This window comes from Vibrio jasicida CAIM 1864 = LMG 25398 (assembly GCF_000400365.1).
Classification (GTDB): domain Bacteria; phylum Pseudomonadota; class Gammaproteobacteria; order Enterobacterales; family Vibrionaceae; genus Vibrio; species Vibrio jasicida.
Map to the genome: position 1 here is coordinate 29,715 of NZ_BAOG01000093.1, position 18,866 is coordinate 48,580.

Here is an 18,866-nt window from a genome sequence, read left to right on the forward strand (position 1 = left end):
ACTTTTATCCTTATAAAAACGCCCCTGACAATCGGTCAGAGGCGTTTTTCAAACTTAACTGAGTTAAGCGGTTACTTTGGTAATGCTACTCTGTGGAATAGACGATACAACACTGGTACAACAATTAGTGTCAGTACGGTCGCAAAACCCAAACCAAACATGATGGTTACTGCCATTGGTTTGAAGAAGATATCCGGTAGTAGAGGAATCATACCAAGAATGGTAGTGATTGCCGCCATACATACCGGGCGCACACGACTCACCGCGGCATCAACTACGGCATCGTACGCTTCTTTACCCGACTTCATCTCAATCTCGATCTGGTCAAGCAGTACAATACCATTCTTCAGAACCATACCAGACAAGCTCAAGAAGCCCAGCAGCGCCATAAAACCGAATGGTGTATTCAAGGCCAATAAACCTGTCGTCACACCAATCAATGCCAGAGGCACCGTTAACCAAACAATCAAAGGTTCTTTGATTGAGTTGAACAAGAAAATGGTGATCAAGAACATGAACAAGTAACCCATCGGCATCGTGGTGAACAACGATGCTTTAGCATCACCAGAAGACTCATATTCACCACCCCACTCTAGAGAGTAGCCTGGTGGCATTTCGATCGCTTCAATCTGAGGTTGTAGGCGTTTTTGCAATGTTGCCGCCGTCTCTTCACCCAAGATATCTGGATCTGCCATCACCGTTAGCATACGCTTGCGGTTCTTACGCACAATGATTGGATCTTCCCAACGCATATCGTAACCCATGGTCACTTGTTGCAATGGAATAAACTCACTCTGTGCTGGACTCCAAATCTTCATCCCTTCGATGTTGCGAATATCGATACGCTCATCTTCTGGTAGACGAGCAACAATTGGCATTAGCGTTGTACCATCTCGGTAAAGACCGATGCTCATGCCCGAAAACGACATTGAAAGGAAATCGTCCACATCTGATTTGGTGATACCGTAACGGCGTGCTTGGCTTTCATTAAACTGAGGCTCAAGTACCTGAGTACGTTCACGCCAATCATGACGAATGTTTGTTGCACCTGGGTCGGCGTACATCACATCCATCACTTGCGCAGCGATAGTACGTAGCACTGTTGGATCAGAACCGATAACACGTGCTTCAATTTTCGCACCGCCACCAGGGCCCAATTCAATTTGTTTCAGCTTGTAGTTGATCTCTGGGTAATCAGATTTCAAATGCTCTCTAAAACGTTCCATTAACGGGGCTAGTGCTTCGTAGTTATCAACTCGAGTAGTGATCTCACCATAAGCCGCGTAGCTTTTTTCTGGTGCGTAGGTCAGCATGAAACGTTGCAAACCTTTACCCGCCGTCGTCGTGATGTGGTCTACATGGTCCTGTTCTGCCAACCAACCTTCTAACTCCTGCAACGTATCGTCAGTCGCTCGAATATCGGTGCCTTCCGGTAACCAAACATCCAATTGGAAGATAGGTGTCGTTGAAGATGGGAAGAATGCTTGTTTCACGTGCGTAAAGCCGTAAACGCTCGCGGCCAAACCTGCCACCAAAACAACCACTGTGAACCAAGCTCGGCGCATACAGAAGCTGAGGAACTTCTTGTACATGACAAAAACAATACCGTTGTATGGGTCATTGTCTTCGCCTTCACCACTTTTGATTTTCTGCCCTTTAAAGAAGATATCAGCAAAAAATGGGGTTAACGAAATCGCCGTAAACCAACTTAACATCAGAGAGATAAGCAACACGGTAAACAGGGTGCCACAATATTCACCCGTCGAGTCTTCTGATAAACCGATTGGTGCAAACGCCGTCACCGCGATCACCGTTGCACCCAATAGCGGCCATTTAGTTTGCGTTACAATATCCGTTGCAGCTTGCAGTCTCGTTCTCCCTTTCTGGGTACCTATGAGTATCCCTTCCACGACAACGATGGCATTATCCACCAGCATACCTAGAGCAATAACCAAGGCACCTAACGAAATACGCTGCAAATCGATGGCCAGATACTTCATGAAGATGAAAGTGCCAAGCACGGTCAAAAGCAGAATTAGACCGATAAGCAGACCCGAGCGCAGCCCCATGAAAAACAGCAAAACGATAATTACGATACCAACCGCTTGAGCTAGGCTGATAACGAAGCCGCTCACTGACTTATCTACTTCTTTCGGCTGGTTGTAGATTTCTGAAATTTCAACACCAACGGGTTGTTGGTATTTCAGTTCTGCAACACGGCGATCAAATGCTTTACCCACTTCCACAACGTTCACACCTTGAGCGAATGAGACGCCCAAGTTCAACGCCAGTTCACCGTTGTAGTTGATGATGTTCGTCGGGACTTCCATGTAGCCACGTTTAATTTCAGCAACGTCTTTTAAGAAGATAAGACCTTGAGCACCTGATTCCGTGATCAACAAATCACCTAGCTCATCAACACTTTGGAACTCACCCGTCGGTTGAATACGAATGTACTCATTACCAATTCGAATTGCACCGGCATCGGAAACGACGTTTTGAGTCGAAAGTAAATTGAAAACCGTATTTGGTGATAGGCCAAGACTGCTCAACTTCTTCATCGAGATTTCAATGAAGACTTGCTCTTGTTGCTGGCCAGAAACCGAAACTTTGCTGACGCCGTCAACAAGTTCGAGTTCCCGCCTTAAATAATCAACATAGTCGAGCAACTCTTTGTAACTGTACCCATCACCAGTAACCGCGAGCAAAATACCGTATACGTCGCCAAAGTCATCGATAACCGATGGGTCATTTACACCCGGAGGCAGGGAGCCCTTTAAGTCATTTACTTTTCGACGCAGTTCATCCCATATCTGTGGTAAGTCATCTGGACCATAGTTGTTTTTCATGGACACGGTGATTTGCGACAAGCCTCGACTGGAGATGGAATTGACCTCATCAACATAAGTCAGCTGTTGAATCGCTTTTTCTATCGGATACGTTACCTCTTCCTCAACCTGTTGAGGCGTTGCGCCCGGATAAGAAGTAACAACCATTGCATCTTTGATAGTAAACGCAGGATCTTCTAAGCGTCCCAAGCCAAAGAATGCTGACACACCGCCGATCAAAAAGATCAGCGACACCATCCAACTGATAACACGGTTGCGAATAAAATAGGCCGCAATGCCAGTTACGTTATCATCATCTTGAGGCGCAGTATTTTTTTGTTCACTCATTGCGTTGCCTCCTGCTTAACCACTTCCACTTTTATGCCATCTCTTAATCGGGATACACCAGCAACAACGACTTTGTCATCAAGTTCTAGGCCATCAAGAATCTGAACTGAGGTTTGTGACGCTTTACCTGCACGCACTTGTTTGCGGCTCACGGTATTATCATCATTCAAAACCCAAACGAATTTATTTTCACGGCTCAGCTCATCTCCATCGGCATTAAAGATCGCTTCAATGGGAACGTTAATGCCAACGTTAAGCTCAAGACCCACCTTTTCATCTTTCGATGTCACGTCTACCGCCATACCATCAAGAATGTATTCGTTTTCCGGCATTGGCAGTGATAGCGTCACCGTAAAGGTGCCTGTATCAGGGTCAGGTTCTGTCGTGAACTCTTTGATTTTCGCCTTGTATTCATTGCCACTTGGCACACGAACGACAGCATTAATTGCCGTCAAACGCTCTTCAGTAGGAGGTTGGTTCACGTAAAGACGATCGGGGAGCTGAATAAGGACTTCAACGCGATCAACACTGTGAATGTTAACGATATATTGACCAACTTGAATATTTTCAAATTGATCGACATTAACACGGGAAATAATGCCGTCGACTGGCGCTTTAAGCTCGGTGAAAGACAAACGCAACTTGGCCAATTCAAGCTCAGCGAGCGCGATTTGGCGTTGTGCCGCAATTTCATCAAATTGAGACTTAGCTAATAAACCTTTTTTAACCAGCGGTGCGGAACGACGATATTGGCTGTCTACCACAGAAAAACGCGCAGATGCGTTATCTACGTCCAATTGATAATCGGTTGGGTCAAGCCTAGCAATGACATCACCTTTAATGACCTTATCGCCTTCTTTGACCAAAACACGGCTTACCTCGCCTGCCACACGGAAACTCAAATGTGAACGATCGGCAGCGTTGGCTATCGCAGGAAAATATAAGTTGTCATCAACGCGCTGCCCTTCTAAAGAAGCAACACGAACACGAGGGGTCTCCAATTCTCTTTCTGGGCCTTTTTCACCACAGCCTGCAAGTAACACGGCAGAGCAAAGCATGGTTAAAGCTATGATTCCTTTCATACTATAATCCTCGCTCCTTAACCCACTCACGAACCTTAATACCCGGCTCAATGACATTGACACCAGAGATAATGATTTGATCTCCATCCTCTAGCCCTTTTTCAACTTGCTGCTTGTCGTTCAAAGAAACCGAGACTTTTTCAACAATGCCTTGATCATTAACACGCCAAACGCAGGTTTTGCCATCTTCGGTAAACAGGGCTGAATCAGGAATTTTAGTCGCACCCGCGTTTTCAGACACAAGATGAACATTACCGGACATTCCTGGTAGGATGCCAACACCCTCAGGACGCTCCATTACCATTGTGACTTTGTAACTGCCGGTTTTAGGATCGGCTTCGGTATCAATTTCTTGGAATGTCACCTCAAAAGCGCGCTCAGGAAACGCATCAAATGTCATTGATGCATAAGCATTCGCACCCTGTGTGAATTTGCTGAGTAGATGATCAGGAAGCTGGAACAACACCTTCATGACTTGATTGGTTTGAATATTCATGACGCCTTCTTTTGCCGCCACATACTCATGATTTTCTGCTGGCAGATACGAAATCGTGCCATCGTAAGGCGCAACAAGCTTTGTGTACCTCAGGTTAGCTTTGGCCTGATTCCACTGAGCTTTCGCTGAATTGTGATTGGCTTTCGCCGCATCGAAGTCTTGTTCCGAAACCACTTGCTCTTTACGAAGCTTTTTCGAGCGTTCGTATTGAACATCAGCAAGGGTGTAATTTGCTCGGGCTTGTTTTTCGAGTAGCGAATATTCGTCAGGGTTGAGTACGGCAAGCACATCACCTTTATTCACCATTTGTCCGGCATTGACTTCGATCGATTGAAGCAAACCAGGCACTCGGAATGCGAGAACGGCTCGGTCTCCGGCTTCTGTAGTGGCAGGAAAGTGTCTTTCAAACTGTGCATTGCCTACAGTAACCGTAAAGAGTTTAGCGGGCCGAGATTCCGGTTCTGGGACTGGTGGTAGCTCTTTTCCACACCCAGAGAGAACCGTCATGACAGCGATTGGAATGAGCGCTTTTCTCATGTTAATTCATCCATTTAAGATCCATTCCTTTTAAGGTAGATGAATTTATGGTGTTCTTCTAGAGCATCGGAGCAAAAAAATTCTTTAAAAATAGCAATTTGAGACAAAAATAAAGCAGGCCGAAGCCTGCTTTATCAATAAAATCATAATTAATTATCAGAGTTTATTAAATTCTCTGTTTACGCGATATGCGTCGGAAGTGACATACGCTTCCATACTACGGATTTTTCCATCAAGGCGGCTAAAGTCACTTTCTAAAACACTCAACAGTTGGTCTGGGCTCTGGCCTTTCTGCCATGGTTTGCTCTTCAACGTATGCTCTTGGCGTGACTTGATATTCTCAGTATAAGTTACGGGCTGCTTTTCCAACATGAATGTCATTGCAATATAAGCCAGCAACACGAGAAAAGTACCACCAAGTAAGGCTGCCGATATCACGACGATCCGAATCAACCAAACTTCCGCACCAAAGTAGTTCGCGACTCCGGCACACACACCGGAGATTTTGCCATTAACAGGGTCGCGATACAGCTCTCGTTTAATCATACTTTCGTCTCCACGTTGGGGATTCTGCATCTAAGATACGCTCCAATGTTTCAACGCGAGATTGCATCGCCTCCGCTTTTTCAGACAGTACCTGAAGACGCTCTAGATCTTGGCCCGACAGTGCACTATCTGCTTTGCGTTTGCTGCGATAGTGTAAGAAGAGCCATAGTGGAGCGACAAAGATTAAAAAGACAATCAATGGTCCAGTAATAATAAATGTCGACATGAATGGCTCCTTTCTTATTTATCATTCGATGACATCTGTTCTTTCAGTTTTGCCAACTCTTTTTCAATTTCATCTTGTGCTTGCAGCTCTGCAAACTCTTGGTCTAACGATTTAGCATTACCAGTCTTTGCGTAAAGATCCGCTTCTGCTTCCATCTCATCAATTTTACGAGAGTATTGTTCAAACTTTGCCATCGCTTCGTTTGTACGACCTGCGTGCAATTGTTTTTGAACATCACGTCGGTTAGAAGCCGTTTGGTTACGAATCGCAAGCGCTTGTTGCTTCGCTCGAGTTTCTGTAATTTTGGCTTCCAACTTACCGATTTCACCTGTCAATTTTTCGATGGTTTCTTCAACGAGTGTTTGCTCAGTGTGAAGGCCTTTAATTACGTGCTCAAGTTTCTGCTTTTCAATCAAAGCGGCACGCGCTAAATCTTCACGCTCTTTTACTAGTGCAAGGCTCGCTTTTTGGCCCCACTCAGTAATTTGCTCTTCTAGTGCTTCCACTTTGCGAGCCAACTCTTTTTTGTCTGCAATCGCTTTAGCCGAGTTGGTACGCACTTCAACAAGTGTGTCTTCCATTTCTTGAATGATAAGACGGATCATTTTTTCAGGATCTTCCGCCTTGTCTAGCAATGCACTGATGTTTGAGTTAACGATATCTGCAAAACGAGAAAAAATACCCATAACGGAACTCCTCTTTCTTCCTATTTAAACTCGACAAGGTGGTCATTTACCTTGTGTCTCCCTTTACCTATATCAAGTAGCATGCCAACTTTATTTTCCTTTACTAAACAACGAGTTAATCATTTTGTTGTTGTAGCACACTGATATGCTATGATGTTTTTTACCAACAGTTGGTAAATTTCACCAACTTCAATACTGTAAATCATGGTCAGATAAAAAATAAGAAGGACTTTATGAAGCAGAACCTAATCGGTGAATCACCCGCCTTTCTCTCTGTGTTAGATAAAGTATCACAAATCGCGCCGATTGAACGACCGGTCCTCATAATCGGAGAACGAGGCACAGGTAAAGAACTCATAGCACAACGTTTACACTATTTATCAAGACGTTGGGATAAGCCACTGCTTTCTCTAAACTGTGCGACATTAAGCGAAGGCTTGATTGATTCTGAACTTTTTGGCCATGAATCTGGTTCATTTACTGGTTCGAAAGGGAAACACAAGGGACGCTTTGAGCGGGCTGAAGGGGGCACGCTTTTCCTCGATGAACTCGCGACAGCCCCGCTTTTGGTACAAGAAAAACTATTGCGAGTAATCGAATACGGCGAGTATGAGCGTGTAGGCGGCCATACCGCATTAACTGCAGACGTTCGTTTGGTTTGTGCTACCAACGCTGACCTTCCACAATTGGCAGAGCGCGGTGATTTTCGCGCGGACTTGCTCGACCGACTGGCCTTTGATGTGATCATGTTGCCACCCTTGCGAGAACGCAAAGAAGACATTCTTTCTCTCGCCGAGCACTACGCCATAAAAATGTGTCGTGAATTGCAACTGGAGTACTTTGTTGGCTTTACAGAAGAAGCACAACAGTCTCTATTAGATTACGCTTGGCCTGGTAATGTGCGTGAACTCAAGAACGTAATAGAGCGAGCTATTTATCGCCACGGACTCAATGCCGATCCAATCGAGTACTTGGTGTTTAATCCATTTGAAACCGGTTGGGAAAACGCACTTGGTCATTCTGCAGAGCAAGGAGAGCAGGAAACGGAGCAACCTCATGTTGGTCCAACAATTAACTTCCCGCTGGATTATAAGCAGTGGCAAGAAGAACAAGACATCACTCTTCTTAACCGCGCATTAGAAGAGGCCAAATTTAATCAACGACAAGCAGCGGACTTACTTGGACTCAGTTACCATCAACTTAGGGGGATGGTAAGAAAATACGGATTGGTTGGACAAAGCTAAGTCTTTGACGTGAATGGCATCATCCTTAAATCGCTCACTATACTAAAACACAGCCCCCTTTATCGAAGTAGGGGATTTGAGCGGAACTTCATGACGACTGGAATAATACATAGTAGCGAGCACTCAAGAGGCAAATTTGGTCATTATCAGTAAATGATGCGGTAATTTGATCTAACACCCTGCGACTCAACGATTTTGTATTTGGAGCGAGTTAGCAAAGGTGATAAATTAGCGGGATCATTTTCGCTTGTCACTCTTCGCCTTCAACCGCATAGAAACAAGCAAGATCCAATGACCATTTCATATTATGAAAGCTTTTATCAAACTATCGCTGAGCCTTATCGGGATTAGCTTACTCACCGCTTGTGGTGACGAAATCGATCACAATGATATTCGTGAGAATGGATTTGTGTTTTGTGGGCAGGGTAAGCCAACCACGTTTAACCCTCAGCTCATTGACAGCGGCATCACTGCCGAAGCACTTAGCCCTCAGCTATACGATACGCTGCTTACACTCGATCCTAAATCTCACCAACCAGTTGCAAACCTTGCAGAAAAGTGGTCTGTAAATGAGGAAGGTACGGAATACACCTTTAACTTAAAGCAGGACGTGCAATTTCAAAAAACTCCTTGGTTCTCCCCTTCTCGTCCATTTAATGCACAAGATGTGGTATTCAGCTTTAAGCGAATCATTGATGTAGACCATCCGTTTCACGACGTCGGTGGTGGTTTTTATCCATGGTTTGCAGGTTTAGACTTCCAAAATCTCGTGCAAGATGTGATTGCTCTTGATGACCACACCGTTAAGTTTGTTCTCTCTCAACCTAACTTTGCCTTTTTAGCCAATATTGCCACCAGTCACGCCGTGCTGCTGTCAGCAGAATATGGGCAACAACTTGCGGCCAAAGACGAAAAAGAACAAATTGACTTGTTACCTATCGGTACCGGTCCTTACCAGTTAAAAGAATACCAAGTGAATGATTTGATTCGTTTAGAGCGTCACCCTAAATACTGGAAAACGCCGGCGAAAATGGAACAGGTCGTGTTTGATATTTCACATCGTGGTACTGGCACGTTGGCAAAACTATTACGCAATGAATGTGATGTACTTGCTTCGCCAATCTCTAGCCAAATTCCAATCATACAAGAAACCGAGCACCTTGAATTAACCGCAACGCCTGCTAATAACGTCTCTTTTATCGCGATTAATACTGGTCATCCGGCACTGAAAGATGCACGAGTTCGTCAAGCTCTCAACCTTGCTATCAACCGCCAAAATATCCTTGATTCCGTATATTACGGCACGGGTACTCAAGCTTATACACTACTGCCGCCGAACTCATGGGCATACCAGAAAGACAGCGTGAAGATCCGTTATGATCGTAATTACGCATTGGCGTTGCTGCGAGAAGCTGGGTATGAGAAAGGTCTGCAATTAACCATGTGGGTGCCGCTAGAACCTAGAGCCTTCAATCCAAGTCCACGTAAAACCGCGGAGTTGATTCAGGCGAACTTTGCTGATATCGGCGTCGAAGTACGACTACTAACCGATGATCGCTTTGAACGGACTCAGCTCGAAAACATCAATAATGTTGACTTACTGCTAACAGGTTGGATTGGTGATACGGGCGATCCTGATAACTTCTTCCGCCCTCTGCTTTCTTGTGAATCTGAACGTGTTGGCCTTAACGTTTCCATGTGGTGTAACGACGACTTCGATTTCTTGTTGGATCTGGCATTAGAAACCGAGCAACAACGTTATCGTTTAAACTTGTATCGCCAAGCGCAGAATATTCTCAATGAAGAGTTTCCTGTCATTCCATTAGCTCACGGCGTTCAATTCCGTGTGCACGATAAATCGTTGAAAGGCTTTAAATCGAGCCCTTTCAATGCACAACCTTTTGATAAAGTTGAGAGAGTTCATTAATGTTTTGGTACGCCGTAAGACGTCTTAATCTCTTTGTCATCACTTTGATGATCCTCACTTTAGTGGGCTTCTCTTTGCTACGTCTTGATCCGACATCACACTGGGCAAACGTGGAGTTTTGGTCAGGCTGGCAAAGCTACCTTGTTGAGCTTTCACATCTTAATTTTGGTATCAGTAAGAATGGGAACCCAATCTATGCTGAGCTCGCGGTCGTATTCCCTGCGACGTTAGAGTTGTGTTTCTTCGCCTTCGTTGTTTCACTATTAATTGGTATTCCTTTGGGGACCGTAGCAGGCATGAAACAAGGCAAGTGGCTAGACACCAGCATCTCATTTGTCTCTATGTCAGGGTATTCGGCGCCAATCTTCTGGGTTGCCCTGATGCTGATTATGGTCTTCTCCCTGCAATACCACGTATTCCCTGTGGCGGGTCGTTATGACTTACTTTACGAAATTGACCACGTAACAGGCTTTGCAATTATTGATGCCTTTATGGCCAAAGGTGAATACCGTGCTCACGCGTTACAAAGCGTGATTGAGCATATGATCCTGCCTTGTTTGGTTCTCGCATTGACACCAACAACACAAGTCATTGGTTTGATGCGTGCATCAGTGGCAGAAGTGATGAGTCAAAACTACATTCGCGCCGCACGAATCAAAGGTTTATCCAACCGTGAGATCGTCACTCAACACGTTCTTCGGAATGCGATTCCGCCTATCATCCCAAAAGTTGGTGTTCAGCTTTCGAGCATGATTACCTTGGCGATCATCACAGAATCCATCTTTAACTGGCCGGGCATTGGACGTTGGTTATTGGATGCACTTGCAAATCAAGATTACGCTTCCATCCAAGCAGGTGTCATGGTGTTAGCGACGCTTGTTTTAACCGCCAATATCCTATCGGATCTGATTGGTGCCATGATTAACCCTCTGGTGAGAAAGGAATGGTATGCTAACAAATAACGTTTATCAGGAAGAGCGCATTCCAACCCAGTTTGAACGATTCTGGCGCAGTTACCGCGCAAACAGTTTGGCAATGTTTGGTCTTTGGTGCCTTGGCTTTATTGTCTTAATCACCATATTGGCCCCTATTTTAGCGCCTTACGATCCACAAGCTCAATCTGGCGAATTGTTAGTGCCGCCTTCGTGGGCGCCAGCCGGAACCGTCGATTACTTTTTAGGAACTGACGACCTAGGTCGCGATATCTTATCTCGTTTAATTATGGGCTCTCAGCTCACCTTTGGTGCTGCCGTAGCAATTACTGCTATTGCCGCATTCATCGGCTGTATTATTGGTGTGTTAGCGGGTATGACCAAAGGTCTGTTATCCAGTACGCTTAACCACTTGCTCGACACAGTCATGTCCATTCCATCATTACTGCTGGCGATTATCTTTGTGGCGTTTTTGGGCTTTGGTGAGTTCAATATCCTTTTGGCGATCTGTCTGGCTTTAATTCCACGCTTTATCCGCTCGGTTTACATCGCCGTGCACACCGAAGTCGAAAAAGACTACATCATGGCTGCCCGTTTGGATGGCGCTAACGACTTCTACTTGCTTTGGAACTCGATTCTACCGAACGTATTAACAGTCATCGCTGCAGAAATAACCCTGGCACTCTCGGTCGCCATTCTAGATATCACTGCGCTTGGTTTCCTAGGTTTAGGCGCACAAGCACCAAGTACGGAATGGGGTGCGATCTTGGGTGACTCTGTTGAACTGATATACATCGCACCTTGGACCGTTACCTTACCGGGTCTGACCATTATGTTTACCGTTGTTGTTCTAAACTTAGTGGGTGAAGGTGTACGCCAAGCCCTCAATGCGGGGATCGAATAATGCCATTATTAGATATTCGACATTTAACCATTGAAATTGAAACACCATCGGGCTTAGTCAAAGCCGTTGATCGCATGAGCATTACCTTGAATGAAGGTGAAATTCGTGGTCTGGTTGGTGAATCTGGTTCCGGTAAGAGTTTGGTTGCAAAGGCTATCGTGGGTGTTTGTAAAGACAACTGGAAAGTGACCGCAGACCGAATGCGTCTTGGCAATATTGATCTGCTTCAGCTAACGCCAAAAGAGCGCCGTCGTGTGATTGCACGTGACATTGCGATGATTTTCCAAGAGCCATCGACTTGTTTGGATCCGTCGGAAGAAGTCGGAAGACAGTTAATTGAATCCATCCCTTCTCGATCGTTTGAAGGTAAATGGTGGGAGCGCTTCAAGTGGCGCAGGAAACAAGCAGTTGCCCTACTCCATAAAGTGGGTATCAAAGATCACCGTCGTTTGATGGGCAGTTATCCTTATGAGTTGACCGATGGTGAATGTCAAAAAGTCATGATTGCGATGGCGATTGCAACCAAGCCAAAAATCTTGATTGCTGATGAGCCAACCAACGATCTAGACCCGATTACTCAATCTCAAATTCTGCGTTTGCTGAGTCGCATGAACCAACTCAACAACACAACGATTGTGCTGATTGGTCACGACTTAACCACTATTACTCAGTGGGCAAATCGCATTACGGTAATGTACTGTGGGCAGTCCGTTGAATCGGCTGATACAGAAAAGTTGGTCGCCGCTCCCAAGCACCCTTATACTGCGGCACTGCTTAAAGCCATGCCTGACTTTAACGACTGGATTCCGCACAAGCAAAAGCTGCAATCTCTACCGGGTTCTATCCCTCCACTTCAGCATCTGCCGATCGGTTGTCGCTTAGGACCTCGTTGCCCTTATGCTCAGAGGCAATGCGTCGAAATTCCACATACTAAACGTATCAAAAACCATAAATTTAGCTGTCACTTCCCACTGAATACGGAGAAACATTCATGAGTGCGTTGCTTGAAGTCGATAACCTATCGAAACAGTTCGTCACGCGCTCTGGTCTGTTTAAACGCACAGTCAAAGAAGCAGTTAAGCCGGTGAGCTTTTCCTTAGAGCCTGGACAAACTATCGGCTTTATTGGTCAAAATGGCTCTGGCAAGTCAACGTTAGCGCGCATGCTTGCTGGCGTTGTCGAACCAAGCTCTGGGGAGATTCGCGTTAATGGTGAGCGCTTAGAACACAAAGACTATTCGACGCGTTGTAAGCTGATCCGCATGATTTTTCAAGATCCAAATACCTCATTGAATCCGCGCATTCAGATTGGTCGAATCTTGGAAGGTCCGTTAAAGCGAAACACGAACATGCCACCAGACGCACGCATGAAACGTGTAAAAGAAACCTTACTTCGTGTGGGTTTGCTTCCGGAGCATGCTTACTTCTATCCTCAAATGCTAGCAGCAGGTCAGAAACAGCGTGTGTGTCTTGCTCGTGCTTTGATTCTACAACCTTCCATCATTGTTGCCGATGAGGCATTAAACGGTTTAGACATGGCGATGCGCTCGCAAATCATTAATCTCTTCCTAGAATTACAAGAAGAGATGGGCTTGTCTTTCGTTTACGTATCACAGCATATTGGCATAGTGAAGCACATTACTGATAAGGTCATGGTTATGCACGAAGGTGAAGTAGTAGAATTTGGTGAAACCAATCAAGTACTCACCAACCCAGAGCATGCGATTACCCAGCGTCTGGTGGAAAGCCACTTCTATAAAGCTCCAACTCACTAAAAGTCGACAAACACTGACAGTGATCAAAAAACAAAAAAGCCTGCTATCACAGCAGGCTTTAACGTATCTATACAGTTGAACATAAACGCGTCAATTAACGACGGCTCTCTTGTTTACGAAGCTCAAAATCAAACTCATCAGGAAACAGCACGACGCCTTCTTCATTTTGGTTTGGGAACACCACAACAGACAGTTCGTCATCTTCTAGACCCGATGTCCAGCGACTGTGCCATTTGTTCAGCGAGATCGCTTCTGGCTCGCACTCTTCCCAATCACCCGTTGCCCATTGCTGTGCGAATTCTTCATTTGGCCATACTGGAACACAATCGTCGTCTTCGGTGTTCAGCATCACACAGCCGTGTTCATCCTTTAGAATCCACACTTTACGGTTTGCGACAATCTCTTTCACACAGTATTTCAAACGCTGCTCTTCATTGTAGCGGTTGATGGTATCCATCTGCTCTTGGGTTAATGCTTCGGACATTTCTCGTCTCCTATTTTCCCATAGAAAAATGCCCACCTATAGGCGGGCATTTAAAGTATACGTTGGTAATAATGAAATTACACAAGCTCAGTTTGAAGCCAAGGCCAGCCTTGCTTCTTACGGCTTAGAGTGTTTTCCATCATTAGCATGCCGTCTTTCTCGTGCTTAACAAGCTTCTCAGCCCACTCACCTTTGTAAAGAAGACGAGTTTGGGCAGTAGTGATGTCTGTTAGCATAACAGCAGCAAATGCTAGGTTGTCGTTTGCACAACGTGCTTCTAGGTCCGCTTCTAGTGCTTCGATCATGCCGTCAACTTGGTCTAGAGTCGCAAGTTCAACCTGACCTACTACTACATCACGACCGTTGAATGGGTAACCTTTCAGGTCTTTTTCAACAAGTTCAGCCGCAGATAGACCTTCGATGTTTGTCTTAGCGATTAGAAGATCTTTAGTGAATGCATCAACATCTTGTACGTCCGCAATAGCCGCTAGCTCAGCTACAGCATCTTTGTCTTTTTGAGTACAAGTTGGAGAAGCGAAACCTACAGTGTCAGAAAGAATAGCTGACATCATTAGTTTAGCGATTTGAGGCTTGATCTCGTGACCTTCAATCTTGAACATGTTGAACAGTACTGTGTTAGTACAACCAACAGGCCAGATCCATGCTTCCATTGGGTTTACTGTCATCACGTCACCTAGACGGTGGTGGTCAACAATACCTGCAACTTCTGCTTCAGCAATATCGTCTGGTGCTTGCGCTAGATCTGAGTAATCTACTAGCCAAACAGTTTCACCCGCGACTGAAGTACGAAGTTCAGGAACTTCTGCGCCAGCCACTTCAAGGATGTGCTGAGTTTCACGGTTAATTTCGCCTTGGCGGATTGGCATCGCTTCAGTACCACGTGCCTTTAGAAGTTCAGTTGCAACTAGTGCACTACAGATGCTGTCACTGTCTGGGTTCTTATGACCTACAACTAGAATCATGTTTCTTCCTATTCAAGTCAGTTTGATGCGCTTCCTAAAAGGGTGAATTGCATGACGAATTACACCTTGGAAGCGGGTTTGCTCACAAAGGCCGATACTTTACCTGAAATTTTGCTTTTGTCCTAATTTCAAAACGTAAAAAAGACTCAACAAGTTCGTCTAACAAGCACAACACACAGGGTTAACTCAACATAGGCCCCTCAATAGACACAACGAAAAAGCCCAAGTAATTCAATACTTGGGCTTTAAATGAAAAGTCTGGTTTAAAACTGTTCTATCGTGTCACCAGATTTGAACTCCACTTTCCTGTTTTTATAACTGGTGTAACAGAAGACAGCAATAAACTTGAACGTCATGATGAGGATAATGGTTGGCGCTGGTGCACTGTCAATGAAAAAGCTCAAGTACACACCAAGGAAAGCACTCAGCAGTGACATACACAAGGCAAGCAATACCATGCTGTGGAAACGGCGCGTTAGTAAGAATGCGGTAGCACCAGGAGCAATCAGCATCGCGATAACCAAGATCATCCCGACAGCCTTGAGCGCAGCGACAATCGCCAACGATAGTAACGAAAGCAAACCATAGTGGAGAAACTTCACAGGAAGACCGATTGCTTGCGCATGCTGATAATCAAATACGAAAACTAACAAGTCTTTTCCTTTGAACACCGCGAACAGTACAACAAGCAAAGCGACGATTGCGGCTTCAATGATATCCGCCCAGCTAACGCCTAATGCATCACCAAACAAGATATGATCTAGATGAACGCCCACTTCGATTTTAGTCATCAATACAAGACCAAGCGCAAACATGGCAGAAAAAACTACGCCCATAATGGTGTCTTCTTTGATGCGGCTATTTTCTTTTAAGTAACCAGTCGAGAGCGCACAAAATATACCCGCTGCAAACGCGCCAAGGGTGTAAGGAATAGCAAGAATATAAGCAATCACCACGCCCGGAAGAATCGAGTGCGCAATAGCGTCCCCCATCAATGACCATCCTTTCAATACAAGAAAGCACGAGAGCAAAGCCGTGGGAATAGCAACCAACAGGACGATTAAGAAAGCCTGCTGCATGAAGGTGAACGTAAATGGCATAACGAGAGTATCAAGCATTTTTTTGCTCCTTACTCATCATTGGAATGGTTGAAGATCCATCACGCTGTTTTCGTGTCAATTGTTGCTTACTTTTACGCCTAATGGCGATTTGTCCATGTTTAGGAGCAAAGACAAACGCAGTTAAGAAGCAAGCAGTTTGCAGTAGCACAATGATTCCTCCTGTCGCACCATCGATGTAGTAGCTAATATAAGCGCCTAAAAACGAGCTCAATGCACCAATGATAACGGCATAAACGATCACCCTAGAGAATCGGTCGGTCATTAGGTAAGCCGTAGCCCCAGGAATCACTACCATGGCAATCACCAAAAACGCCCCTACCGTTTGTAGCGCTGCAACCGTACAGGCACTAAGAAGTGTAAAGAATAGTACTTTAAGCTTGGTTGGATTCAGGCCAACACTCTGTGCGTGATTTTCATCGAAGAAAACCACCATTAGATCCTTCCATTTGACAAGTAATATTGCCAGCGATATACCCCCGATTATGACTAGCTGAAACGTATCCGTTGGTGTGATGGCCAATACGTTGCCTAAGACGATGGTTTGAATGTTAACCGCGGCAGGAAACAAAGAGACAAGAAATAAACCCAACCCAAAGAAGGAGGTAAAAATCAGGCCTATAATAGCATCTTCTTTTAATTTACTTCTTTGGCTTAAAAACAACATTCCTGCGGCTGCAAGACCGCCAGATAGAAACGCACCAAAGGCAAATGGCAGACCAAGCATGTAAGCTCCAGCAACACCGGGAACAATCGAGTGAGACAATGCATCACCAATCAATGACCAGCCCTTGAGCATCAGGTATGTCGATAAAAAGCCACAAACACCACCGATAAGCGCACTCACCCACATCGCATTTACCATGTAGCCGTAGTGAAATGGTTCAAGTAAATAATCCATTAAATGAACTCCTTACTTCTCAACTCTAGAAACAGGTACCGCTTGCTGCTCGCCATACATCACGACCGGACGCTCGTGATCTGAAAGGACTGTCAGCTTACGTTCATCATCGTCGTCATGAAGGTCTTTACCGCCAAGGATGAAATGACGAAGGACCCCACCAAAAGCAAGTTCAAGGTTTTCAGGTGTGAAAACATCACGAGTCATACCAGATGCCAATACCGTTCGATTGATCAATACGGTACGGTCACAAAAGTCTGGAACACTGCCGAGGTTATGGGTAGAAACCAGCATCACTTTGCCTTCGTCACGTAGGTCACGAAGCAATGCCATGATTTGATCTTCGGTTTGAACATCGACCCCCGTAAAAGGTTCATCGAGTAAAATAACGTTGCTCTCTTGAGCCAGTGCCCTTGCCAGAAATACTCGCTTTTTCTGACCGCCGGAAAGTTCCCCAATTTGGCGTTTTCTAAAAGGCGTCATGTTCACGCGATCCAGCGCGGCCGTCACCATGTCATGATCTTTTTGCTTTGGAATTCGCAACAACCCCATATGACCGTAACGTCCCATCATGACAACGTCTTCGACCAATACGGGAAAATTCCAGTCGATTTCTTCACTCTGTGGAACGTAAGCCACCACATTTTGCTTAAGTGCTTTTTTAGCAGGGAGACCAAGGATCTCGACCGATCCTTGGCTCACCGGAACAAAACCCATGATCGATTTGAATAGCGTAGACTTACCACTTCCATTCACTCCAACAAGGGCCGTAATCGACCCTTTTGGAAGTGTAAAACTCGCATCATACAGTGCGGTATGTCCGTTACGATAAGTGACGCTGATGTCCGATACTTTAATACCTGTCATTACTGCTCTAGACCCTCTGCAATTGTGTTAGACGTCACTTGTAATAAATCCAAAAACGTAGGGACCGGGCCATCTTGGCTACTTAGCGAGTCAACATAAAGGACACCTGCGTATGTCGCCCCCGTCTCGCGAGCAACTTGTTGCGCTGGCTTAGCAGAAACCGTACTTTCGCTAAAGACCGCTCGAATTTTATTGGAACGAACTTCATCAATGACACGTTTAACTTGTTGTGGTGTGCCTTGTGAATCTGCATTGATTGGCCATAGGTACAGCTCTTTTAAACCAAAATCGCGAGCTAAGTAGCTGAACGCCCCCTCACTGGTCACTAACCAACGTTGGTCTTCTGGGATTTGAGCGACTTTTTCACGGATTGGCTGCACCATGTCCATGATCTGCTTTTTGTAGACTTCTGCATTCTTCTGGTAAGTCTCCGCATTAACGCTGTCATATTTCACGAGAGCATCTCGAATATTGTCGACATAAATTAACGCGTCACTTGGAGACATCCAAGCATGTGGGTTGGGCTTACCACTGTATGGGCCTTGCGCGATGCTCATTGGTTTGATGCCTTCCGTGACAATCACACTTGGAACATCGTGCAGATTTTTGAAAAATTTCTTGAACCACAGTTCTAGGTTCAGTCCATTGTAAAGAATAAGGTCAGCGCCTTGAGCACGACGAATGTCTCCTGGCGTAGCTTGATAATTGTGGATTTCAGCGTCGGGCTTCGTAATGGATTCGACAACAGCAGCATCACCAGCAACATTTTTCGCCATGTCAGCGATAATGGTGAAGGTAGTCACGACTTTAAATTTCTCATCAGCCACCGCTGACGCACTCAATCCCAATGATAATAATGACAGAAGTACAGCTGCAGGTTTGGCTAAAGCACCAAGTTTCAATCTCATCCTTGTTTTCTCCAGAAGGCAAAGTTACTTTGAAAGTTAGAATGATTCTACATTCCAATAGCAACACTGTAAATG

18 protein-coding genes are annotated in these 18,866 nt (G+C 45.2%); 6 read left to right on the forward strand and 12 right to left on the reverse strand.

Annotation, left to right across the window (positions count from 1 at the left end; genetic code table 11):
- Positions 1–71: 71 nt before the first annotated feature.
- The 6 genes from vmeI to pspA form a co-directional block, all read right to left on the reverse strand.
- A complete protein-coding gene (vmeI, locus tag VJL_RS21645) occupies positions 72–3,176 on the reverse strand; it encodes an efflux RND transporter permease subunit VmeI (RefSeq protein WP_038881415.1) in 3,105 nt (1,034 codons plus the stop codon).
- Positions 3,173–4,258, reverse strand: a complete 1,086-nt coding sequence (locus VJL_RS21650; protein WP_038881417.1) for an efflux RND transporter periplasmic adaptor subunit — start codon at positions 4,256–4,258, stop codon at positions 3,173–3,175. Before VJL_RS21650 ends, vmeI begins: the two co-directional genes overlap by 4 nt.
- Before the next feature lies 1 nt (position 4,259).
- Positions 4,260–5,291, reverse strand: coding sequence for an efflux RND transporter periplasmic adaptor subunit (locus tag VJL_RS21655; protein WP_038873611.1), 1,032 nt, complete (start codon positions 5,289–5,291; stop codon positions 4,260–4,262).
- 156 nt (positions 5,292–5,447) lie between these two features.
- Positions 5,448–5,837, reverse strand: a complete 390-nt coding sequence (pspC, locus tag VJL_RS21660; RefSeq protein ID WP_038873614.1) for an envelope stress response membrane protein PspC — start codon at positions 5,835–5,837, stop codon at positions 5,448–5,450.
- Positions 5,830–6,063: an envelope stress response membrane protein PspB gene (pspB, locus tag VJL_RS21665; RefSeq protein WP_038873617.1), complete on the reverse strand. Its 234-nt coding sequence runs from the start codon at positions 6,061–6,063 to the stop codon at positions 5,830–5,832. Before pspB ends, pspC begins: the two co-directional genes overlap by 8 nt.
- 14 nt (positions 6,064–6,077) lie before the next feature.
- Entirely contained in the window at positions 6,078–6,749 is a 672-nt protein-coding gene (gene pspA, locus VJL_RS21670) for a phage shock protein PspA (protein WP_038873620.1), read from the reverse strand.
- 233 nt (positions 6,750–6,982) lie between these two features.
- Between pspA and pspF the strand changes: the two genes are divergently transcribed.
- From pspF to VJL_RS21700, 6 genes are all read left to right on the forward strand, one after another.
- Entirely contained in the window at positions 6,983–7,993 is a 1,011-nt protein-coding gene (gene pspF / locus VJL_RS21675; protein ID WP_038881419.1) for a phage shock protein operon transcriptional activator, read from the forward strand.
- 307 nt (positions 7,994–8,300) lie between these two features.
- Positions 8,301–9,920, forward strand: a complete 1,620-nt coding sequence (gene sapA / locus VJL_RS21680; protein ID WP_038881421.1) for an ABC transporter substrate-binding protein SapA — start codon at positions 8,301–8,303, stop codon at positions 9,918–9,920.
- On the forward strand, positions 9,920–10,882 hold the full coding sequence (locus VJL_RS21685) for an ABC transporter permease (RefSeq protein WP_038881423.1): 963 nt from the start codon (positions 9,920–9,922) through the stop codon (positions 10,880–10,882). Before sapA ends, VJL_RS21685 begins: the two co-directional genes overlap by 1 nt.
- Positions 10,869–11,756 carry an ABC transporter permease subunit gene (locus tag VJL_RS21690; RefSeq protein ID WP_038873629.1) on the forward strand — a complete coding sequence of 296 codons (888 nt, stop codon included), beginning with the start codon at positions 10,869–10,871 and terminating at the stop codon, positions 11,754–11,756. Before VJL_RS21685 ends, VJL_RS21690 begins: the two co-directional genes overlap by 14 nt.
- On the forward strand, positions 11,756–12,751 hold the full coding sequence (locus tag VJL_RS21695; protein ID WP_038873632.1) for a peptide ABC transporter ATP-binding protein: 996 nt from the start codon (positions 11,756–11,758) through the stop codon (positions 12,749–12,751). Before VJL_RS21690 ends, VJL_RS21695 begins: the two co-directional genes overlap by 1 nt.
- Positions 12,748–13,530, forward strand: a complete 783-nt coding sequence (locus tag VJL_RS21700; protein WP_038873635.1) for a peptide ABC transporter ATP-binding protein — start codon at positions 12,748–12,750, stop codon at positions 13,528–13,530. The genes VJL_RS21695 and VJL_RS21700 overlap by 4 nt, the downstream gene beginning before the upstream one ends.
- 94 nt (positions 13,531–13,624) lie before the next feature.
- Here the strand turns inward: VJL_RS21700 and VJL_RS21705 are convergent, their stop codons facing one another.
- The 6 genes from VJL_RS21705 to VJL_RS21730 form a co-directional block, all read right to left on the reverse strand.
- Positions 13,625–14,014 (reverse strand): DUF2750 domain-containing protein, encoded by a 390-nt coding sequence (locus VJL_RS21705; RefSeq protein WP_005437260.1) that lies wholly within the window; start codon positions 14,012–14,014, stop codon positions 13,625–13,627.
- Positions 14,015–14,091: 77 nt separating this feature from the next.
- A complete protein-coding gene (locus VJL_RS21710) occupies positions 14,092–14,997 on the reverse strand; it encodes a manganese-dependent inorganic pyrophosphatase (RefSeq protein ID WP_038873640.1) in 906 nt (301 codons plus the stop codon).
- 263 nt (positions 14,998–15,260) lie between these two features.
- Positions 15,261–16,115: a metal ABC transporter permease gene (locus tag VJL_RS21715; protein WP_038881425.1), complete on the reverse strand. Its 855-nt coding sequence runs from the start codon at positions 16,113–16,115 to the stop codon at positions 15,261–15,263.
- Positions 16,108–17,016, reverse strand: a complete 909-nt coding sequence (locus tag VJL_RS21720) for a metal ABC transporter permease (protein ID WP_038881427.1) — start codon at positions 17,014–17,016, stop codon at positions 16,108–16,110. Before VJL_RS21720 ends, VJL_RS21715 begins: the two co-directional genes overlap by 8 nt.
- A gap of 12 nt (positions 17,017–17,028) precedes the next feature.
- Positions 17,029–17,883, reverse strand: a complete 855-nt coding sequence (locus VJL_RS21725; RefSeq protein ID WP_038881429.1) for a manganese/iron ABC transporter ATP-binding protein — start codon at positions 17,881–17,883, stop codon at positions 17,029–17,031.
- The gene (locus tag VJL_RS21730; protein ID WP_038881431.1) at positions 17,883–18,791 is read right to left on the reverse strand and encodes a metal ABC transporter substrate-binding protein; all 909 of its coding nucleotides are present in this window, start codon (positions 18,789–18,791) and stop codon (positions 17,883–17,885) included. The genes VJL_RS21725 and VJL_RS21730 overlap by 1 nt, the downstream gene beginning before the upstream one ends.
- Positions 18,792–18,866: the final 75 nt, after the last annotated feature.